A 20,082-nucleotide genomic window follows, 5' to 3' on the forward strand; every position below is an offset into this window, starting at 1 on the left:
AGAATGCTTGTTTTTAAAATGGATGTCTATTTAATGACTATTAAAATGGATGTCTATTTAATGACTATGAGAATGCTTGTCTTGGAAATAGGAACAGCGAGGTAATTAGTAGCTTATCAGAAGTTTACCCGGTTTCATTTCGCTGCTTGCTGCTCAGGTGTAAATATGGCGAGGAAATCTTCCGGTAATCTTGGCTTTGGTAATGCTAGAATATAAACTACGTGATCTTTAATTGCGCCTTCCGCATGAAGTGCACCCTTAGGCACAATAATTTTGTCACCTGCGCTGACAATAGTTCTTTTGTTGGTTTCGGCATCGAAAAAATCTGTTTCCCCTTCCATTATATAAGCATGTACTTCATCTTTATGCCAATGTACTGGTGGACCATCGGTGGCACCCGATACAAAGGTGGTCGGCCAGGTATTATTTTTTTCTATGTCTGCTAAAACTTCAGTCTTTGATGCGAAAAATTGCTTATGAAACTTTAATCCCATTTGAAATACTCCATTTTCTTAGTTTTGATTTACTTTCAATTACAAAGGTTACAGTTAGTTACTTGCGCAGTAAACAGGTATATAATCATTACATTCATGTATGAGGTGCACGAATGGATTTGAACAATATCCAACTATTTGTTGAAGTAATGAAACGAAAGAGTTTTGCTGAAGTAGCAAGAGTCCAAAATATTGATCCCTCTTCAGTATCGCGAGCTATTCGAAAATTAGAGGCTACATTAGGTTTCCGACTGTTCCAAAGGACCACTCGTAAGTTATCGGCAACAGAAGCTGGTAAATCATACTTTACTCAAGTCGAAGGTTTGGTTGGTACATTAATACAGGCAGGAGAGCGGGCTTTAGAACTTTCGAATGAGCCCATCGGCAAGCTCAGAGTGGCGGCTTGTACTTCTTTTGGACAAAAAAAGTTGGTTCCCTTACTACCTATAATGAGGAAAAAATATCCCAAACTGGTAATTGAGCTAGTGTTGTCAGACAACCAAATAGATATTGTTGAACAACAAATTGATGCCGCGATTCGCTTTGGAAAAAAACCTACTGATGATTTTATTTGTAAAGTATTAGCACCCAGAAAGTTTTTTGTTTGTGCTAGTCCAGCTTTTATTAAATCTAACACGATTACCGAAAATCCTTTTTGTTTAAGTGAATTAGAATGTCTAAGGTTTTCAATTCCTGGATATCGAGAAGCTTGGAAATTTCGTCAACCTAATCAAAAAGAGTTAGTCGTTCCAGTCGCTGGGCATTTGCTGATCTCTCATGGCATGACTATGACTGCAAGTGCAGTTGCAGGCCTTGGAGTGGCGTTACTTCCTGATTGGTTATGTCGAGACGAATTGGCAAATGGTAGTTTGGTGAACTTATTCCCCGATTATGAATGTGCCGCCGCAGATTTTGATACCTCTGCATGGCTAGTTTATCCAAGCAGAGATTACATGCCATTAAAACTCAGTGCATTTATCGATTGTCTGAAAAATGAGATCCCTGAATTTGCCTAAATAAGGCTATTAACAACAGGTTAAAGTCAGGGGGAATGTGGCGTAAATACCGAAGAGGAAGAGCAATATTCGATTGGATATAAACTACAACCCCAGACGATAGCATCGCTGGGGTTATGTTGATAAAACAATAGGTTAGTGTTTATTGTGCATCCAAATATGTTTCAACCGCTTCAGCTCGATTTTCTGCGTGTTGATTCAGTTGTTGAATCGCATTGTAAAAGTCATTGCTACTTTCTAGATAGGAGTAGCCCGATAATTCAGTTGTTGCATAAGGTTCAATAAGCGCTGAATAACTGTCGTAAGTGGCTTGGATGCTGCTGGTATCAAACGCGTCGCCTATTGCTTCCAATAGGTAATCGTTATAGCGAGTCCTGTAAACATCGTCTGCATATAGTTTAGCAATTAACGGCCAGCTATTAGAATCAAGGTCTGAGAAATCGAGGTTCAATGCTCCGCCTTGATTTCCTTCTTGCAGTGCTTCGTTATTATCCCAAGGAATCCATGTTAGCTTCGATGTTTCGGGGTCGTTATACAGATAGTAATTATGGGGCATTCTGCCATACGTATCCCAATTTTGGATAATACCATTGACGGCTAAGTACTTTAAGAATCCATCAACGTCGAAAACAGCCTCAAGATTTTCTCTCCATGTTGCCGGAGCAGTGGTTGCTGTATCATCATGCAGTGCCGCAAACAAGGCGAGTATATCAGACCAATCTTCATCATCTTCGTTGGTCTTTTTCTCAAAGTTCTCTTCACTAAAAGAACCCTCAACAAAGCTTGCCCCGTCGTCTTCTGGTTTATATAAATTGCCATCATCGCTAGCAAATTGTGTATCGATAAGTGTATCGTCAACCTCTTCTACTAAGGTGTAAAGACCAAAATATTCTGGACCATTGCCATGATCGACATAGAGTGTATAAAACGCAGTATTAGACACCGCTAAGCCAGCTTTTTTGAATACGTCAGATGCCACTTTTTCACGTAAAAGTGATTCGTCGTTATAGTTGTTTTTCAAGCTGAGCTTTTTGAAGCCGTAAAAACGTTGATTATCAATTTGCGGATAATCGTCTTCAAACTCATCGAAATCTAATTTGAAAGATAGTTTTAGAATACCCGCCTGCCAGCTGCTTTGTAGCGAAGAGTTGCCTTTGAATCGAATACCTACTCGATACCATTGAGTTCCTTGGTAATAAACGTCAGCGGGAACAAATATTGGGTTCTCATCTGTATCAATTAGACCGTTGCTTGATGAGCGTTGACCAAATTCGCCATAGGTTGCCGTCATATCATCAAGCATGCTTTGCCAACGCTCTTCAGTGACTACAAAGTCAAAACGTTTAACTTGGTTATCTTCAAAAACTTCGTCGAAATTAGGATCAACATTCTTACTATGTGTTTCTTCTGTCCAGTCAGTGACTTCAAAATCTGTATCCGTAATGTCAGTTGATGTTTCTTCGGTATCATCTTCAACGACTTCTTCAACCACTTCATCAGTTACCTGATCATCTGTAGCTGTATTGCCGCCTCCACAGGCAACTAACCAAAGCACTGATCCGAAGATGATGATAATAAGATTTAGTCTTACAATATATTTCAATGAGTTAGCAAAGCTTAAATGAGATTGTTTCAACATTGATAGTCCTTTAGCTGTCTAAGCATCATCTTCAAATACTTTAAGATTGAATTAAGATGCTTTCTTTATTCAGATAGTAAAGGTACAAAACAAAAGTGCAGAAACTGTGCAATATAAGTGAAAACAATAAGGAAGCTGTGCGGGCTTAAGGATGTTGATAATTAATACTGCTTGACGCTGCATAAAAATATTAAACCCTCTGGCTCTGCTCAATCCCGCCAATGATGACAGCTAAAAAAGCGGCTTGAATGACAATAGGGGAGGTAGTCGTTGGACTTTCAGACCCTACAAGGTACTCTAGCATGCAAATAAAACGGGGTCGCAAAGCCGGATAATACGTCCACTATTAGTCAGAGAAAACCTATGAATGACTTGTACACACAACTGCTAACTGTATTTATGGGCTTTTTCGCCATCATGAATCCGATAGCTAACACAGCTGCCTTCGCTGGGTTGGCGGGCAATAAAAGTAATTCGGAACAATTTCGCATTGCGGCCAGAGCACTTATTATTACCTTTGTTGTAATTCTATTATTTTCGTTGCTCGGCAAGATGATTTTTCATTTGTTCGGCATTACCCTTCCCGCATTGCGGATAACGGGCGGTATTCTGGTGTTCGTGATTGGTTATCATATGCTCAATGGATCTGGTTCTAATCTGCATTCTGCTGAAAATAATGATACCTCTGATATTGCTGTCTCACCCTTAGCTGTTCCTCTCCTCGCTGGCCCAGGAACCATTGCGACCGCAATGAATTATTCTGCCTCTGGTGGGACAATGGGAATCGTGATTACGGTTTCTGTATTTGCAGTTATGTGTCTTATAACATTCCTATGCTTTGTTTTTAGTTCTAGGATTCTGGCTATTATAGGTCAAGGCGCTCTTGGTATTGTCACCCGATTAATGGGACTGATTTTAGCCGTTATCGGTGTACAAATGATAATTGCGGGGGTAACAGGGGCTTTCAATATTCCAATCGGCCAAGAGCAACATTTATTGTCTAATTTTGATAATGACTATCAATTTCCGAGCCTCAACTAGCAAGTATTCATTTGTTAGTAATTTGTAACAATCTTGTGGGCTACAAATTTAGCGATATTTGGTTGTCAAAAAGAAGCTGAAATTAACGATTTTTCTTCCCACTAATTGTACTGATTAGACACTGATCTATATTCAATTTTCACTTTGTTTTAGCTGCTTTATTGTTATTTTTTTAACATTTCACCATTTATATAGAACTGCGAAATCCGGGTTTTTTGTCACTTTTCGATTTGCTAATTTAATTACCAAGATGGTCCTTCAACGTTTTAGATTTATTGGGCCAAACAAATTTTTTGGAGTATCAAAAAGAGCTTTAATTGAATGAATTTTCGGTGAATATTTCTATCCTACAATACGAATCAATGGGCGCTAGAAGTAACTTCCTATTAATGAACCATTTAAAGCACTTGTTCGAAATTTTTCTCTTCATACTCCGTGCAAATAGCTTTTGTATAGCAGCCTCTACTAACTATCCCGCTTTTTAAATATAAGACGCAGAGTACTCTGGGTTATTGATATAATGATATTGCTATATGTTTTTGGTTGTGTAGTATGAATTTGATTATCGAGCAATGATGATTGCCATATTCTAATAATTGACTGTGTCTGAAATGCATTTAGCTAGAATCTTTAAAAATACAAACACAAATTATAAAAGGTACAAAATAATGAAAATAGTAAAAAGCTTGCTCATGACTTTAGTGGTTGCGGCTGGAATGTCTTTCTCTGTTCAGGCCGCTGGCTTTGAAGATGACACAATGCTAAAGAAATTTGTCGAATGGCATTTAGGATTTACAACTAATATCGCGCAAAGGGACAAAGATCTAGCCGCTAAGGTCGAACCTCGTTGGGGATTAAGTGAATTGCGCTTTCAACGTATTTGGCATGAACGTACGGACGGCTATTGGATTTATTATGAAACTAGCCAACCTGACGTAAGACCGGATAGAAATCAAATCTGGCGACTGTATCGCAATGACTTTGGTAACCTTAAAGTCGATTTATACTCTTTCAAAAACATAGATGAAGGATTAACTCTGTGGGGAAAAGGCGACAATCCAAAGGCTTTTGAAAATATTAAAATGAGCGGTTTATCAACAGTACCTGGCTGCAACGCTACCTATCATTGGATTCCAGAGTTCGAACGTTTTTCTGGCGTCAATACTCACGGAGAATGCTTCACGATCGGTAAGTCATATTTACTCCAACATGTGGAAATTTCTAAAACAGCAGACGGAACCTTAGTGCGCAACGATTGGCATTCATTTTATGACGAAAATGGTGTGGCTAAGCGTGGCGCTAAGTTTAAAAGAGGCGATCAAGGACCTACCACGCATGTGTACACAGAAACATATGACCTTAACTAATCGTACCCCGTAAAAATAACTTCTTTACTCAAAGCAGTCTGAAATATAAAAGACTGCTTTTTCCCTGAATGCGTTAATTTTTAACGCATTTTGTGCCCTGCTAATCCAATGTTGACTATCACTACCGGACTCAGTTTACAGTGCTTTGAAAAACCTGATTTCAGCATATGTATTGTTACTGACGGATCACAACTTATTGATAGCTAACTCGTTACAACAACTTGGTTTCGGCCTTTTTGTTTTGCATTGTAAAGGGCTGTGTCGGCACGTGCCATCGCGCTTTCTAAGGTTTCATCTGCTGATGCTACCGCTAGCCCTATACTGATGGTTAGTGAGTAGTCTTCATCGTTTTTTCGCAAAGGTGACTTTTCGATTTCCTTACGGATACGCTCGGCAATATCTAATGCTTGTTTGGAATCAGTGTCGGGCAGCAATACCATAAACTCTTCACCGCCAATTCGGCCAATTTTATCGAGTTGTCGTAAACAGCCAAGTGCCCTTTGGCTGACTAATGTAAGAGCATGATCACCAACTTCATGACCGAGGGTATCATTCACTCGTTTAAAATGATCGATATCAATAATCAATATCGAAAGTAACTTGTTGTGCATTTTCGCTTCATTTAGCAACTTATAGCCAAGTTCAAAAATAGTTCTGCGATTAGCAATTTGCGTTAAGTAATCGATTTGTGCACGATGTTTAAAAAGACGTCGGGTTTTAATCAAATGCATAACAAACCCAAATAACGCCGCAAATATGACAACGCTCACAGCAATTAAAATTTGCGCGAGACGTTTTTGACTTTGTTCCTCTGCTAGTTGTAAACGATTAATTTCCAAGGTTTGTTGTAGCACCTTGTTGTCTAACTTGGTCAGACTGTCTTCAACTAATGTATTGGCTGCGTGTTGATATTGAGCAATAAAGGTTCGTCGTTTGTCGACTTCTGAGCTGTTTGCAGCAACCATCAAATGCATAGCTTCACTGTTGTTGCCCGCGTAATACAAATCGATAGCCCTGAGAGTCATCGGCCATGTGTTTTTATCTGGAGAGTCGATTAGAAGTTGATCCAAGGTAGAGCGCGCTTTGGAATCTATCCCTTGGTTAAAATAAGCAATGACCAGTGGATATAAAGATTGCACGATGAAATGATGTTCTTCGGTAGTATCACGAAGGGCCAATGCCTTTTCAAATTCGCTAACCGCCAGCGGGTATTGCTGTTCAAAAAACGCTAATATACCTGCGTTATAATGGCTAAAAAATGTAAAGTCGCTGAATTGGGGCTGTTGTTTGGCAATCTCAAATAGTCTATCAACATGTTGACGAGCCGCAGTAAAATTCTGCATATCAATGGCTAACGCTACTAGTGTGTGTTGCATATTAAACATGTCAGAAAAATCATCGACTTTTGCCCAAGCATCGTATGCCTTCTGAATATATTCATAGGCTTTGTCAAACAATTGGTTTTCCTGATATAAGTTGCCAGAGGCGTTATAAATCATGCCATAGGAACTATTATCAAAATTATTTTTATCAGCGACGTCAATTGCTTCAACTAATAATGCGAGCCCTTGTTGCAGTTTTTCCGGTTTACCACCAAAACAAAATGCCGCTTGAACCAGTACCTTTACTAGCAATTCGGGGTCCGCTAATTGACGAGACAATTGCAGGGCTTTAAATCGGTCTTCGCAATAAATATTGGGATCATATGTTTGAATATATTTCATGTACGAACGTTCGACATAACTTCTAGGTAAAGTGTCAGTTAGCCTTAAGTTTTGCTGCTCGCTGATATTGATGGCGGTGCTGTAAGCATCAATGGCTGGTTGTGGCTGATTATCGTAATCGAAAGCTAAGCCTAATAAATACCAGTAGCGAGCTTGCTCTTGATAGGAGGCTTTTTCCATAAGCTGTTTTTGATCGTTCAAAAGACTGATTTGTTGGGCTGGAGTTAAGGAAGAAAGGGTGGTTTCTAAATTTTCCATTGTTTGCGCATTAAGCCCACATCCCCAAAATAACCAAAACACGCATATCACTGGGGTTCGCCATACTCCGCGAAGTACTAAAATGATGGTTGTTTGTTGCATTAATTATCCTAATCAATGGTTGCTAGAAAGCGCTTATACTGCGAAAAATTAGGAATCCAATATTCTTGTCGTTATCCGATGCCAAATTAATAGAATGAGTTAGATTTGTGCTTAATGTAATTAAGATACTAGCAAATCAACAACCGCTTTGGTTAAAAAGTAGCTGCGAAAATCCAATTAAAACAAGTTTGCTACATCGTTGAATGAAAACAGTATTCTTTAAAGGCAACTTTAGGTGTAAACATTATTTAAAAGCGTATTGATTTCGGAATTTTGCAACGATTTTTATAATCTCTAGCGCTTACAATTAGCGTGGGGTTAAAGGTTAAATAAACCGTTTTGCGGACTTGCCACATCTGGTTCACGTCGTATTCATATCTATATTTGTGTCATAAAAATGTCAAAAATCCAACCGATTTCAGTCCGCTTTATTCTGTTACGTCATCCTGTCTAAGTTAATTCGTTGCTCACATAATGTATTTTTAATTCAATTAAAACAGCTGGTTATGAGTATTACTTTACTAGTTATTTGATTCAATCACAGATATCTACATTCTGTTTGGTTTTGTAATAATACTGTCACACTATGCCCCTATCCTTGCCCTCAGATTTTATTGTTGGTGGTAAACCAACTCGATTCCACTCTAGGGTTTGATTGTATGAAACTTACAAAAACGTTGTCTGCAGCACTATTCGTTAGTCTGTTGGCAGGTCAAGCTGCTTTTGCGCAGCAAGACAAAGAATTGCAACCTGTGGTTGATGCTGCAACTAAAATTAATGAGTCTGCAGCGGATTCCCAATCAAAGATTAACAATATAACTGACCAAATCGGCAGTAAATTGCAACAATTCAAAACTATTAATAAAGAAATTGATGGTTTGTTGGTTTACAACGAGCAGTTAAGAAAACAAATTGCTAATCAGCAACAAGAAATGTTGGATTTGAATAGCGCAATTGACGAAGTAAGTGTTATCGAACGTCAAATAACACCATTAATGATTCGAATGATTGATGGGTTAGCACAGTTTGTGGAACTTGATGTTCCATTTTTAGAAGAAGAACGTGCCAATCGCATTATTGATTTACGTAATATGATGGATCGCGCAGATGTTGCTCCTTCTGAAAAATTCAGACGTGTAATGGAAGCTTACCAAGTTGAGATGGATTACGGGCGAACCTTAGAGGCTTACCCTGGATTGCACACTATTGATGGTCAGGAACGAAATGTCGATTTCTTACGCATCGGTAGAACCGCACTTATATACCAAACTCGTGATGCAGGTATGCAAGGAATTTGGAATAAACAAACTCGTCAGTGGGAATCACTTTCTTCTGACTACCGCACGCAAATTACCAAAGGTCTTAGAATGGCCAAGAAACAAATGGCACCTGATTTGTTGATGCTGCCAGTTGCGATCACGGATTAAGAGAGTAGAAACCATGAGAAAATTAATTAGAAATACTGCTGTTCTTTTGGTTGCTACTTTTGCTGGAGCAGCTTTTGCTCAGGAAAGTAAACCACTAGATTTGGATGCACTGCTTAAGCAATTAGAGCAAGGCCAATACCAACAAAATCAACAAAATACTCAGCGTGAAAAAGAGTTTGTACAAAAACGTGCTGAACAAGATCAAATGCTGCGTGATGTGACCTCACAACGTAATGCTCAGTTGAACACATCTGAAAAGCTGGAAACGCAATTTGAAGAGAATGAATTCAAATTAGCAGATTTGAATGATGCTTTGGATAAACGCCTAGGTTCGTTAAAAGAACTATTCGGTGTGTTACAACAGGTTGCAGGTGACACCAAAAACAAATTTTACAACTCAACTGTTTCAGCGCAAATCTCTGGTCGTTCTGAATTTTTAGATGAAATGGCCCAGTCTATGGGGACGAGTTCTAAATTAGCTTCAATTGAAGAAATAGAGCGGGTGTGGTTTGAAATTCAACGCGAAATGACTGAGTCAGGCAAAGTCACTAAATTTACAACTGATGTTGTAGAAGCTGGTGGCGCTAAAGTTAATAAAGAAGTCGTTCGTGTAGGACCTTTTGCACTCGTGTCTGATGGCAAATACCTTAAGTACGAAGGCGAAACCGATACTGTTGCTGAATTGATTCGTCAACCTGCAGATCGTTACACAGACAGCGCCGCAAATTTACAGAGCTCTGATGGTGAATTGGTTTCATTTGGATTAGACCCAACGGGCGGCACTATTCTTGGATTGTTAGTTCAAGCACCAAGTCTTGAAGAGCGTATTCACCAAGGTGACCTTGTGGGATATATCATTATTGCGGTTGGTGCAGTTGGTATTTTGGTCGCGTTCTGGCGTTTTGTGGTACTTACACTTGTTGGCGCCAAAGTAAATGCACAACTTAAGTCGAGTAAAATATCTGAGGGGAATCCTTTGGGTCGCGTGCTTAAAGTGAAAGATGCCCATCCAAATGCTGACACCGAATCCTTGGAATTGCATTTAACCGAAGCCATTTTAGCTGAAGTGCCTAAATTAGGACGTTTCTTAACACTAGTAAAAATGATTTCAGTGGTTGCTCCCCTTGGTGGGTTACTTGGTACCGTTACCGGTATGATTGTGACCTTCCAACAAATTACCTTGTTTGGTACAGGTGACCCGAAAATTATGGCTGGCGGTATCTCATCGGCATTGATTACCACTGTTCTTGGTTTGGTTGTGGCCATTCCTACTACTCTGCTTTATGCATTGCTCAGTACGCAAAGCAAAAATATTGTAGCGATATTGCAAGAACAAGCAGCGGGTGTCATTGCTGAACGAGCTGAAACACAGTCTGGCACTAAGGCATAAGACGATGTTTGTAGAGATCTTTGAATCAATCCGAGACTTCACCGAAACCGGTGGGATTATCCTGCTGATAATAGGTGCCTTGATATTCGTGATGTGGATTTTGATACTCGAACGTATTTTCTATGTGACTTATGGTCATAAGCAATTTAAGAAACAGACCATTTCCACTTGGCAAGCACGTAGCGATCGAAATTCATGGAATGCGCATCAGATTAGACAAGCAATGATTTCTAGAGTCAGTCTTAAATTACGCTTCAGTCTTCCCATTATTCAGGCGTTAGTCGCGCTATGCCCTCTATTGGGTTTGATGGGAACGGTAACAGGTATGATTGTGGTATTTGATGTAATGGCCATGTCTGGTGGCGGTAACGCCCGGTCAATGGCCGCAGGGGTTTCACAAGCTACTATACCCACAATGGCTGGCATGGTGGGTGCGTTATCCGGCGTATTCGCGTCTACATGGTTAACGCGCACAGCAAAAACCGAACGTTTACATCTAGAAGATGCATTGGAGATTCAACGTTAGAGCCCAGGCCTGCGTGAATAAAGAGTAATTATGAGAAAAATTCAGAATTTAGTCGAAGAAGAAGAAGCAACAATCGATATGACGCCGATGTTGGACGTTGTATTTATCATGTTGATTTTCTTTATCGTAACCGCTTCATTTGTAAAAGAATCGGGGATCGACGTAAACCGACCTGAAGCTGCCACAGCAGTGAAGAAAGATCGTGCAAATATCTTAGTTGCCATAAGCGACAAAGGTGAAATTTGGATTAATAAACGCCGAGTAGACGTACGTGCAGTTCAAGCCAACATTGAACGTTTAAAAGCCGAAAACCCACAGGGTACGGTTGTTATTCAAGCAGACCGTAAAGCGACTACTGAAACGCTTATTAAAGTCATGGATGCATCGCGAGCAGCGGGTGTCTACGATGTTTCTATCGCAGCACAAGAGTAAAATATAATGGCAAGACTCCTTCTGGCAGTTGTATTAGCGTTTTTCATCACGATTAGTTTGTTCTTTTTGATGCAAGCTCTTATCGCTAGTGGTGATCAAACGTTAGATGATCCCAAGCCCGGTGCGGTGCTCGATTTCGTACGCTTGAAGAAAGAAGAAACGGTTGAACAAAAAGATCGTAAGCCGAGAAAGCCACCACCACCTAAAGAGCCGCCACCGCAAATGGAACAGCCGCAAATGGATTCACCTACGCCTGATGCTGATGGCAGTGGTATGGCGTTTGAAGCCGATGTCGGTGGTGATATCGCCCTTGGTGGTGGATTGGCCCTAGAATCAGGTGATGGCGAATATTTGCCAATCGTTAAGGTTGCTCCGGTTTATCCACGACGCGCTTTATCTCGCGGAATAGAAGGCTTTGTAATAGTTGAATTTACTGTATCTAAATTAGGCGCAGTAAAAGATATCCGCGTAGTACAAGCAACTCCACCGGATATATTTAATCAGGCAGCGATGGATGCAGCACTGAAATTTAAATATAAACCCAGAGTTGTGAACGGTGAACCTGCAGAAGTGTCTGGTGTGCAAAACCGCATTACTTTCCAGATCGATGGTTAACTAAGAGGCAAGCATGAAAATAACACAGTGCATTTTAGCCATCTTATTGGCAAGCTCATTCACACTTATATCGTCTGTAGTAACGGCACCTACAGCTAGTGCACAAGATAATAGTGCCAGTGAAAGAAAGACCCGCAGAACACCAGCTCTTCGTACGCGAGTATACGACCAATTGGCTCGCGCTCAGAAAGTTGCCGACGAAGGTAATACTGCTGAAGCATTAGCAATACTGGATGTCGTTAAATCCAAAGAAAGCTCTATGAATAGCTACGAGCTGGCGATGTTGCATAACTTCTACGGTTTTATTTATTACAACGTCGAAGATTATGATAAAGCTATCGAATCATTTGAGACAGTAGTAGAACAGCAACCCATTCCTGAGTCTTTTGAACAAAGTACTTTGTTTAGTTTGGCACAATTGCAAATGATGCGCGGTAATTACGATAAGACTATCGAGTACTTGGAACGTTGGGAAGCATTGCAGCCAGGTAAGTTACCGGTTAAAAATTTAGTGCTCAAGGCCCAAGCTATGTATCAGAAGAAAGATTATCAGGCTGCTTCTGAATACATCAATGAAGCTATTTTACAGCAAGAAAATAGTGAAGAAGGCTACAAAGTCGATGAGAATTGGTACGTGCTTCAACGGGCTATATACTACGAGTTGAAACAAACTGAGCAAGTGACCAAAGTGCTTGAAAAAATGGTTAAATTATTTGACCGTCCTGAGTATTGGGTGCAGCTAGCAGGTATGTATGGCGAGTTGGGTGAAGAAAAGAAACAGTTAGCGATTCTCGAAGCGGCTTACCAAAGTGATTACATTACAAAAGCCTCGGATATTTTCAACTTAGCTCAGCTGTATTATTACCATCAAGTACCATATAAAGGTGCCAGGTTGATGGAGCAAGCAATGCAAGATGGCGTACTTGAAAAAAACCTCAGGAACTTAAAGTTTTTAGCGCAAACTTGGTCCCTAGCCAAAGAACACGAAAAAGCCGTACCTGTTATGCGTTCTGCAGCTGCCTTGTCTGAAGACGGTGAATTAGATGCACAGTTAGCGCAAATTTTGCTGAACATGGATAAGTTTGACGAAGCCATTGAAAGTGCGCTCAAAGCGCTGGACAAAGGTGGTTTACGAAATGAAGGAACCACACATTTAGTCTTGGGAATGTCGTATTTCAATCAAAAACGCTATGTTGATGCACTAAATCAATTGGCTGAAGCTGAAAAACATCCTACTAGTCGTGGTATGGCACAACAATGGCGTAAGTTTGTACAGTCTGAAAAATCTACCACAGAGCAACTACAAGCCGAATTAAGCGCTTCTTAAACGCTACCTCAATATTATGCATTAACAATCCGTATCGCAGTTTTATCGGCGTGCGGATTGTCTTCCTTGGCGAAACTCAACTAAACTTGTTATCGATCTTAGCGTCATACAAAGTGATCAATTTTTACCACCGCAGGGTATTAAAGGGTTAATTGTGTAATGATCTTAAAGTTGACTACGTAAAGGAATTCCTATGTTTTACCAATTTAGTCATTTTTCAGCCAAGTTTAGCCAGATCATGGCTATGTGTATTGGACTTACTTTCCTTAGTGCATGTAGTTCTAACAATATTGTGATGGACACCGATCAAAATACCAATTTTGGCACGTTTAAAAGTTATTCGGTGATCTCTAGAAACGTCGAAGATAGCTTGAGTGCTAATCGTATTATTACTCAAGTTTCACAGTTTTTAGAGGCTAATAATAAACTAATTGGTGACCTTGGTTACACTGATGCCGTTGTAGAGCTCGATCACTACATTGATTATCGCGATAACGACAGTAGTTTTTCAATTGGCCTAGGTACTGGTTCTTACGGACGCTCAGGCGGTGTGAGTGTGGGTGGCGGGGTTAGTTTACCCATAGGTTCAGATCAAATCCCAGTCGCAGTAGTGAGCATGAAAGTACTAGTCAACGATAGGCTAGTGTGGTCAGCTACCAATAGCCATGATTTCAAAACAGACAACAGTGCAAGTTTAGCAAAAGCACAGCGTGTGGTTGTAAAGGAATTGCTTGAACGTTTTCCATTAACTCGCACGGGTTCTTAGACTCGTTTTAGCAATTCACCATTTAATTTCACTGGTAAATTTTGTAACTAGTCGTATTATCTGTTGTTAACCAAAAAAATAGGGACATTTATCCAATGCGTTTAGCACTCTCATTACTAATACCCGTATTAATTTTATCTGCCTGTTCAAATGACAAAGAACCCGAAATGCAAACTTACCCCAGATTAAAACAACTCAGCGTTGCCGCCCCAGTTGCCGCAAAGCAAGATTACACAGCTAAATACCACGGTAAAGAGTTAAATGATCCTTACCACTGGCTTAGAGATTCTGGATATCCGGAAGTGAATGACAAGCCCATTATTGACTATTTAACTGCAGAAAATGCTTACTTCGACCAGTTTTTAGCACCTAATAAGTCCCTTATCGACACGGTTTTCGAAGAAGTTAAAGGGCGTACAAACGAACAAGAAGAATCGGTTCCTTGGATTGACAATGGTTACGAATATCGTTGGTATTACCGCGAAGGCGAAGAGTATCGAACACGTAGCCGCAAAAATCTGACTACTGGTGAAGAAGAGGTTTTTCTTGATGAAACTAAACTAGCCAAAGATTTCGATTATTTTACTTTAGGCGGCTGGGATATAAGTCCTGATAACCGCTTGCTGGTGTATTCCTTCAACACCGATGGCGCTGAACGTTACACAGTTCGAATTGTTGACTTACAAAGTGGTGAATACTTAGAAGATGAAATAACCGAGGTAAATGGCGAAATCGCCTTTGGCGCAGACAGCAAAACGGTTATTTATGGCCAGTTGGAAAAAGATAAATGGCGCACAGCTAGCATTAATGTGCATAAAATTGGTAGTCAGCAATCTGACGATAAAATTATTCTGAGTGAAGCAGACGATGGCTTTTTCTTAAGCTTCCATTTCACCAGTGACGATAAGTACTTGGTAGTAAGCAGTGGGCAAAGAGAAGTATCTGAACTCAGTGTTATTCCAGGCGACGATTTGTTTTCTGAACCTAAGTTATTGATATCAAGGGAGATGAAATTTTCTGCTTCAATAGATCACGCTAATGGTAAATTCTATATTTTAGCCAACGATACCCACAAAAATTCAAGATTTGTTAGTGTTGATGACAGCCAACCAAGTTACGACAATTGGCAAACACTGATTGAAGGCTCTGACGATCTTTATTTATTGGGAATGCAGACATTCAAAGGTTTCATTGCCTTACAGGCTCGAGAAAAGGGAATTGATAAAATTCGAATTCGCGACTATCAAGGAAACTCCCATGACGTTGCCTTTCCTGAACAGGTTTATTCGGCTTCTTTAGGCAATAGTTCAGAGTTTGATCAAGACTTTGTTCGGGTTGACTATGAATCGATGGTTACCCCTGACACTGTATTTGATTATCAAGTTAACGATAAAAAGCTGGAAACCAGAAAGGTCACTACAATTCCATCTGGTTACGATAAATCTCAATATGTTACTGAGCGTCTAATGGCACCTTCAAGAGATGGTGTAGAGGTTCCGATTTCAGTGGTATATAAAAAAGGTTTCAAAAAGAACGGCAAACAGCCTATGCATTTGTACGGCTATGGGGCTTATGGGATAACCGTTCCACCTGGATTTTCAGAACTCAGACTCAGTTTATTAGATAGAGGTTTTGCTTTCGCTATCGCACATGTTCGTGGCAGTGACATGCTGGGATATCAATGGTATTTGGATGGTAAACTGGAAAAACGAACCAATGCCTTTAATGATTTTGTTGATGCAGCACAGTATCTAATTAAAGAAAATTATGTGTCTGAAGGCAATATTTCAATTTCGGGTCGCAGCGCTGGCGGTGAATTAATGGGAGCGGTTACCATTCAGGCTCCACAATTATGGCGCTCAGTGACCCTTGGAGTGCCGTTTGTCGATGTACTCAATACTATGCTTGACGCTACGCTGCCACTGACGCCACCTGAGTGGACAGAGTGGGGCAATCCACTAGAAGATTCGGCAGCTTACGATCTCATCGCAAGTTATTCTCCATACGACAACATTGAAGCTAAGGAATATCCTCCTATGTTGGTCAGTGGTGGAATAAATGATCCCCGCGTAACCTATTGGGAGCCCGCTAAGTGGACCGCTAAAATGCGTGAAATGAAGACCGATGACAATCTACTAATCATGCGAATTAATATGGGGGCAGGGCATTTTGCCAATAGTGGCCGCTATGGCAGACTACGTGATTATGCTGAAGAGCTTGTATTTATGCTCAAAAGTCACGGAATTGATAAATAAATAGCCATGCTGAAGAATAAAGCCCGATGAATTTCGGGCTTTTTTATGGCTGGCTGATTGCGGATAACCACTCCCTCTGTTCTGCTGAAAACTTGACCTATCACAAAGCAACACTTGTTACACCGCATATCTTTTCGTTAAACTGTGCAAAAATATCTTGGAAGCAACCTTGCATTCACTTAAATCTCTGCACACCTTTGGATTTTCTACACACAGTAAAAAATTGATATCCATCGACAATGACTTCGCAGCCCTAAAGGATGTTGAAACGCCTTTGTGGGTTCTCGGCGAAGGTAGCAATTGTATTTTTTTGGAAGATTTTGATGGCACGGTTATCAAATTAGAATCTAAAGGTAAGACCGTTAAAGAGTTTGATGACTATTATCAACTGACGGTTAGTGCGGGAGAAAACTGGCATCAACTCGTCTGCTTTTGCATGCAAAATAATATTTTTGGATTAGAAAATCTCGCGTTGATTCCTGGCTCAGTGGGAGCTGCGCCCATACAAAATATAGGTGCATATGGGGTTGAGTTAAATCAATTTGTAAAACAGGTGATGTTCACGGAAATTGCCACAGCAAAACAACATAGCTTGACAAATGAAGAGTGTCAGTTTGGTTATCGAGACAGTATTTTTAAGCGACATCTAGCCGGTAAGGTGATCATCACGCAAGTTGTTCTTCACATTCCTAAACGTTGGCAAGCGTGCAATCACTACGGTGAACTAGCCAATCTAAAACAACCCAATGCAGAGCAAATTTTTAATAAAGTCATTGCTATCCGCCAAGAGAAGCTGCCTGATCCTAATGAAATTGGTAACGCTGGTAGCTTTTTCAAAAATCCGTTGGTAAGCAATAAGCATTTCGCAAGTTTGCAGTGTGACTGGCCTGATTTACCCTGTTATTCGGTGGATCACAACAGCGTAAAAGTTCCTGCAGCTTGGTTAATTGACCATCTTGGTTTTAAAGGCAAACAATTAGGCGGGATTCAATGCCATCCTAACCAGCCTTTGGTACTGACAAACAACGGTCATGGAAATGGGGCTGAGTTATTAGAATTGGCGCGGGAAATTCAAACCAAAGTGGAGAATACTTTTTCTATCCATTTAGAAAATGAAGTACGTTTAATTGGTAACAAGGGGCTGGTATCACTGTGAGTTTTAATTTTTCTCGTACTCTTATTCTGCAACGCTTGGCCGATGGACAGTTCCATTCAGGTGAAGTGTTAGGCCAAGAGCTTGGACTCAGTCGCGCAGCCGTGTCGAAACACATTAAAGGCTTGTGTGAGTTAGGTTTAGATATCTTTAGAGTAACGGGAAAGGGCTATCGTTTAGCGAAATCCTTAACTTTATTAGAACACCGCAAAATTGCCCAGTTATTGCCCCAGGTGATGCAATCGCAGATAAACGTGCAAAACGTAATAGATTCAACAAATCAGTTCATCAGAGACATGAATGTGAAACCAAGTAATGGTTACGTGTGTTTAGCTGAGGCGCAAACTGCTGGACGAGGACGCAGAGGACGGACTTGGGTATCTCCTTATGGTTCGAGTATTTATATGTCGATGTTCTGGTCGTTTGCTGGTGGATATCAAGCTATTAATGGTTTGAGTTTGGTAATAGGTATTGCGGTGGTAAAGGCATTGCAGACACTTTCAGTGAAAGGAGCAATGCTTAAATGGCCAAATGATGTTTACCTGCAAGATAAAAAGCTTGCGGGTATCTTGGTTGAAGTTGAAGGGCAAATGGGCGCTGCTTGTGATTGTATTTTAGGCGTAGGTTTGAATATCGATTTACCTAAAAAGGCGCTAAACATTGACCAACCTTGGACGGATTTAGTGCAAGCCACTGGCCTAACTATTGATAGAAATGTGCTTGCCGCCACCTTAATTGACGAGCTAACTAAAGCCCTTACGATTTTTGAAACCCAAGGCTTAAGGCCTTTCATTAGCCAGTGGGCTGAATTAGATTACTTTTACGACAAACCCGTAAAACTAATGATTGGTAATCAGTGTGTATATGGCAAAGTGAAAGGGATTGATAACGATGGGGCTCTTTTATTAGAAAAAGACGGCAAAATCGAAACATTTCATGGAGGTGAAATCAGTGTCAGGCCTGCATGACATTTTACTGATAGATGTTGGCAATAGCCGTATTAAGTACGCACAAATTGCCAGCGCAGATTCAAAAGTCGTGACTCAAGTCTGTGATTCTATCGAAGATTTACAGCATCAAATTAGCAGCGCCCAATGTGTCATCGCCGCCAGCGTACAAAATGATCAGGTAACACTCAAAATTAAACACCTATGTCACTTGCACAATATCCCGTTTCAACAAGTCGTGACTCAGGCTACAGCATTTGGTATTAGTTGTGCTTATCAGCAATTCCAGACCTTAGGCGTTGACCGTTGGCTTGCAGTATTAGGCGCACGACTGCATACCCAATTGCCGGTAGCAATCTTAGATTTGGGCACAGCAGCTACCTGTGACGTTCTTGTCGGGGAACAACACTTAGGTGGATGGATAGCCCCAGGCTTTCAATTAATGCGCAAGGCAGTCACTAGCCAAACCTCAAAAGTGTTTGCAGATCAACAAACCCCAGATGCATTGTCACTCGGAAAAAGTACACCTGATTGTGTCAATATGGGCGGCTTGGCAATGTTAGAAGGTTTTTTATACAGCGCTAGAAAGCGCATTAGTGGTTATTCTGATGACTACAGAATATTTTTGTGTGGTGGCGATAGTGGATTACTCAAAAATATTATTGATGAAAAAGTACAATTTAAACCAGATTTAGTATTACAAGGCTTAAGTCGTTTTATTCCTAGCAAATAAATTTAAAAATAATTTTTAATAAATTGCTGTAAAAATGCACAATTATTTTTGTCAATTTGTTGGTTCCGTAGGTTTTTTAGGCAACTAAACGATTAATTTAAATAAATCCGCATTTTTTCATGTTTTTTTGAGAATATACTCTTGCACCCTTAGGATCATTACTCTAGAATGCGCACCCACTTGATGCAGTGCCGACTTAGCTCAGTTGGTAGAGCAACTGACTTGTAATCAGTAGGTCGCCAGTTCGACTCCGGCAGTCGGCACCATCAATCCTGGAGGGGTACCCAAGCGGTCAACGGGAGCAGACTGTAAATCTGCCGGCTCAGCCTTCGCAGGTTCGAATCCTGCCCCCTCCACCATTTTTACTGTGCACCTGCAGTTTAATCAGGTGTATGGTGTGACGCAATGTGTCACGCCACCACTTTCAACGAGGTGGATAGAGAATAGGTTTGCGAGCATCGTATAATGGCTATTACCTCAGCCTTCCAAGCTGATGATGTGGGTTCGATTCCCACTGCTCGCTCCATATTTAGTGCTGATATGGCTCAGTTGGTAGAGCGCACCCTTGGTAAGGGTGAGGTCGGCAGTTCGAATCTGCCTATCAGCACCAGTTCTCCCCCAACTCTTTGATTAGGTTTTTTTTAATTACTTTGCTAGGAAAAATTTAAGATGGCAAAAGAAAAGTTTGAACGTACGAAACCCCACGTAAACGTCGGTACAATTGGCCACGTTGACCATGGTAAAACGACGCTAACAGCGGCAATCACTACAGTTCTAGCAAAGACCTATGGTGGTGCTGCATCAGCGTTTGATCAAATCGATAACGCTCCAGAAGAGCGTGAGCGTGGTATCACAATCTCAACTTCACAC

18 protein-coding genes and 4 tRNA genes are annotated in these 20,082 nt (G+C 40.6%); 19 read left to right on the top strand and 3 right to left on the bottom strand.

Annotated features, from left to right (window positions below; genetic code table 11):
- Positions 1–134: 134 nt before the first annotated feature.
- Entirely contained in the window at positions 135–494 is a 360-nt protein-coding gene (locus tag ABWV72_RS20850; protein WP_353372879.1) for a cupin domain-containing protein, read from the bottom strand.
- Between the two features lie 113 nt (positions 495–607).
- On the opposite strand from ABWV72_RS20850, the gene ABWV72_RS20855 reads away from it, so the two are divergent.
- A complete protein-coding gene (locus ABWV72_RS20855; protein ID WP_342806825.1) occupies positions 608–1,510 on the top strand; it encodes a LysR family transcriptional regulator in 903 nt (300 codons plus the stop codon).
- Positions 1,511–1,652: 142 nt separating this feature from the next.
- Here the strand turns inward: ABWV72_RS20855 and ABWV72_RS20860 are convergent, their stop codons facing one another.
- Entirely contained in the window at positions 1,653–3,149 is a 1,497-nt protein-coding gene (locus tag ABWV72_RS20860) for a CotH kinase family protein (protein WP_353372882.1), read from the bottom strand.
- Between the two features lie 363 nt (positions 3,150–3,512).
- On the opposite strand from ABWV72_RS20860, the gene ABWV72_RS20865 reads away from it, so the two are divergent.
- Together ABWV72_RS20865 and ABWV72_RS20870 are read left to right on the top strand one after the other, a co-directional pair.
- Positions 3,513–4,190 carry a MarC family protein gene (locus tag ABWV72_RS20865; protein WP_353372884.1) on the top strand — a complete coding sequence of 226 codons (678 nt, stop codon included), beginning with the start codon at positions 3,513–3,515 and terminating at the stop codon, positions 4,188–4,190.
- 668 nt (positions 4,191–4,858) lie between these two features.
- Positions 4,859–5,557 (top strand): CpcT/CpeT family chromophore lyase, encoded by a 699-nt coding sequence (locus ABWV72_RS20870; protein WP_303502284.1) that lies wholly within the window; start codon positions 4,859–4,861, stop codon positions 5,555–5,557.
- A gap of 203 nt (positions 5,558–5,760) precedes the next feature.
- On the opposite strand, the gene ABWV72_RS20875 is transcribed toward ABWV72_RS20870, so the two are convergent.
- The gene (locus tag ABWV72_RS20875) at positions 5,761–7,641 is read right to left on the bottom strand and encodes a diguanylate cyclase (RefSeq protein ID WP_353372886.1); all 1,881 of its coding nucleotides are present in this window, start codon (positions 7,639–7,641) and stop codon (positions 5,761–5,763) included.
- 659 nt (positions 7,642–8,300) lie between these two features.
- Here ABWV72_RS20875 and ABWV72_RS20880 point away from each other — a divergent pair.
- The 16 genes from ABWV72_RS20880 to ABWV72_RS20955 all read left to right on the top strand — a co-directional run.
- Positions 8,301–9,068 (top strand): DUF3450 domain-containing protein, encoded by a 768-nt coding sequence (locus tag ABWV72_RS20880; protein WP_216046390.1) that lies wholly within the window; start codon positions 8,301–8,303, stop codon positions 9,066–9,068.
- A 13-nt stretch (positions 9,069–9,081) separates the two neighbouring features.
- A complete protein-coding gene (locus tag ABWV72_RS20885) occupies positions 9,082–10,458 on the top strand; it encodes a MotA/TolQ/ExbB proton channel family protein (protein WP_216046391.1) in 1,377 nt (458 codons plus the stop codon).
- A gap of 4 nt (positions 10,459–10,462) precedes the next feature.
- A complete protein-coding gene (locus ABWV72_RS20890; protein ID WP_216046392.1) occupies positions 10,463–10,984 on the top strand; it encodes a MotA/TolQ/ExbB proton channel family protein in 522 nt (173 codons plus the stop codon).
- Positions 10,985–11,014: 30 nt separating this feature from the next.
- Positions 11,015–11,416 carry an ExbD/TolR family protein gene (locus ABWV72_RS20895; protein WP_008845615.1) on the top strand — a complete coding sequence of 134 codons (402 nt, stop codon included), beginning with the start codon at positions 11,015–11,017 and terminating at the stop codon, positions 11,414–11,416.
- A 6-nt stretch (positions 11,417–11,422) separates the two neighbouring features.
- Positions 11,423–12,031, top strand: a complete 609-nt coding sequence (locus tag ABWV72_RS20900; protein WP_216046393.1) for an energy transducer TonB — start codon at positions 11,423–11,425, stop codon at positions 12,029–12,031.
- 13 nt (positions 12,032–12,044) lie between these two features.
- The gene (locus ABWV72_RS20905) at positions 12,045–13,358 is read left to right on the top strand and encodes a tetratricopeptide repeat protein (protein ID WP_216046394.1); all 1,314 of its coding nucleotides are present in this window, start codon (positions 12,045–12,047) and stop codon (positions 13,356–13,358) included.
- A 193-nt stretch (positions 13,359–13,551) separates the two neighbouring features.
- A complete protein-coding gene (locus ABWV72_RS20910; RefSeq protein WP_353372890.1) occupies positions 13,552–14,124 on the top strand; it encodes a DUF4136 domain-containing protein in 573 nt (190 codons plus the stop codon).
- Between the two features lie 95 nt (positions 14,125–14,219).
- Entirely contained in the window at positions 14,220–16,379 is a 2,160-nt protein-coding gene (locus ABWV72_RS20915; protein ID WP_353372892.1) for a S9 family peptidase, read from the top strand.
- Positions 16,380–16,548: 169 nt separating this feature from the next.
- A complete protein-coding gene (gene murB, locus ABWV72_RS20920) occupies positions 16,549–17,535 on the top strand; it encodes a UDP-N-acetylmuramate dehydrogenase (protein WP_353372894.1) in 987 nt (328 codons plus the stop codon).
- Positions 17,532–18,500: a bifunctional biotin--[acetyl-CoA-carboxylase] ligase/biotin operon repressor BirA gene (gene birA, locus ABWV72_RS20925; RefSeq protein ID WP_353372896.1), complete on the top strand. Its 969-nt coding sequence runs from the start codon at positions 17,532–17,534 to the stop codon at positions 18,498–18,500. Before murB ends, birA begins: the two co-directional genes overlap by 4 nt.
- The gene (locus tag ABWV72_RS20930; protein WP_353372898.1) at positions 18,484–19,212 is read left to right on the top strand and encodes a type III pantothenate kinase; all 729 of its coding nucleotides are present in this window, start codon (positions 18,484–18,486) and stop codon (positions 19,210–19,212) included. The genes birA and ABWV72_RS20930 overlap by 17 nt, the downstream gene beginning before the upstream one ends.
- Positions 19,213–19,402: 190 nt before the next feature.
- A tRNA-Thr gene (locus tag ABWV72_RS20935) sits at positions 19,403–19,478 on the top strand.
- A gap of 8 nt (positions 19,479–19,486) precedes the next feature.
- Positions 19,487–19,571: transfer RNA gene (locus ABWV72_RS20940), tRNA-Tyr, on the top strand.
- A gap of 92 nt (positions 19,572–19,663) precedes the next feature.
- Positions 19,664–19,738, top strand: a tRNA-Gly gene (locus tag ABWV72_RS20945).
- Between the two features lie 8 nt (positions 19,739–19,746).
- Positions 19,747–19,822, top strand: a tRNA-Thr gene (locus tag ABWV72_RS20950).
- A gap of 59 nt (positions 19,823–19,881) precedes the next feature.
- On the top strand, positions 19,882–20,082 hold a 201-nt coding region (locus ABWV72_RS20955), incomplete at its 3' end, for a GTP-binding protein (protein ID WP_353372725.1).

This window comes from Aliiglaciecola sp. NS0011-25 (assembly GCF_040370605.1).
Classification (GTDB): Bacteria; Pseudomonadota; Gammaproteobacteria; order Enterobacterales; family Alteromonadaceae; genus Aliiglaciecola; species Aliiglaciecola lipolytica_A.

What these genes read in the sequence shown, in the direction of transcription:
- ABWV72_RS20850 (WP_353372879.1), bottom strand. Translation starts at nt 494, where the DNA reads ATGGGATTAAAGTTTCATAAGCAATTTTTCGCATCAAAGACTGAAGTT.
- ABWV72_RS20855 (WP_342806825.1), top strand. Translation starts at nt 608, where the DNA reads ATGGATTTGAACAATATCCAACTATTTGTTGAAGTAATGAAACGAAAG.
- ABWV72_RS20860 (WP_353372882.1), bottom strand. Translation starts at nt 3,149, where the DNA reads ATGTTGAAACAATCTCATTTAAGCTTTGCTAACTCATTGAAATATATT.
- ABWV72_RS20865 (WP_353372884.1), top strand. Translation starts at nt 3,513, where the DNA reads ATGAATGACTTGTACACACAACTGCTAACTGTATTTATGGGCTTTTTC.
- ABWV72_RS20870 (WP_303502284.1), top strand. Translation starts at nt 4,859, where the DNA reads ATGAAAATAGTAAAAAGCTTGCTCATGACTTTAGTGGTTGCGGCTGGA.
- ABWV72_RS20875 (WP_353372886.1), bottom strand. Translation starts at nt 7,641, where the DNA reads ATGCAACAAACAACCATCATTTTAGTACTTCGCGGAGTATGGCGAACC.
- ABWV72_RS20880 (WP_216046390.1), top strand. Translation starts at nt 8,301, where the DNA reads ATGAAACTTACAAAAACGTTGTCTGCAGCACTATTCGTTAGTCTGTTG.
- ABWV72_RS20885 (WP_216046391.1), top strand. Translation starts at nt 9,082, where the DNA reads ATGAGAAAATTAATTAGAAATACTGCTGTTCTTTTGGTTGCTACTTTT.
- ABWV72_RS20890 (WP_216046392.1), top strand. Translation starts at nt 10,463, where the DNA reads ATGTTTGTAGAGATCTTTGAATCAATCCGAGACTTCACCGAAACCGGT.
- ABWV72_RS20895 (WP_008845615.1), top strand. Translation starts at nt 11,015, where the DNA reads ATGAGAAAAATTCAGAATTTAGTCGAAGAAGAAGAAGCAACAATCGAT.
- ABWV72_RS20900 (WP_216046393.1), top strand. Translation starts at nt 11,423, where the DNA reads ATGGCAAGACTCCTTCTGGCAGTTGTATTAGCGTTTTTCATCACGATT.
- ABWV72_RS20905 (WP_216046394.1), top strand. Translation starts at nt 12,045, where the DNA reads ATGAAAATAACACAGTGCATTTTAGCCATCTTATTGGCAAGCTCATTC.
- ABWV72_RS20910 (WP_353372890.1), top strand. Translation starts at nt 13,552, where the DNA reads ATGTTTTACCAATTTAGTCATTTTTCAGCCAAGTTTAGCCAGATCATG.
- ABWV72_RS20915 (WP_353372892.1), top strand. Translation starts at nt 14,220, where the DNA reads ATGCGTTTAGCACTCTCATTACTAATACCCGTATTAATTTTATCTGCC.